The sequence below is a fragment of the Elizabethkingia argenteiflava genome (assembly GCF_009904105.1).
In the GTDB taxonomy this organism is placed as follows: Bacteria; Bacteroidota; Bacteroidia; order Flavobacteriales; family Weeksellaceae; genus Elizabethkingia; species Elizabethkingia argenteiflava.
This window is the reverse complement of record NZ_JAAABJ010000321.1, coordinates 1-390: the sequence shown is the minus strand read 5'-3', so window position 1 is coordinate 390 and position 390 is coordinate 1. Positions and strand designations below refer to the sequence as shown.

Here is a 390-nt window from a genome sequence, read left to right as displayed (position 1 = left end):
CAGAAGAAAGCCAGTATTAAAGAATCGTGTAGATGAAGTTATTGAAAAGGCTGTTGTTGATATAGCCATTGAAAACCCTGCTTTGGGGCAGCTTAGAGTAAGTAATGAACTTAAAAAGCAAGGTTTCTTTGTATCACCAGGTGGAGTCAGAAGTATTTGGTTAAGACACGATCTACATAGGTTTAAACTAAGATTAAAAGCCCTAGAATCCAAATCTGCTCAAGATGGTGTAGTCCTTACAGAATCTCAACTTTCAGCACTATAAAGGGCTAAGGAAGAGAAAAAAGCTCATGGAGAAATTGAAACTCATCATCCTGGATATTTAGGAGCTCAAGACACTTATTACGTAGGCAATATCAAAGGAGTTGGACATATTTATCAACAAACTTT

Annotated in this window: 1 pseudogene; it reads left to right on the top strand. The window is 36.7% G+C overall.

The annotated features are described in order from the left end of the window. Positions 1-390 (top strand): annotated as a pseudogene (locus GNY06_RS03410) (IS481 family transposase); the annotation flags it as partial.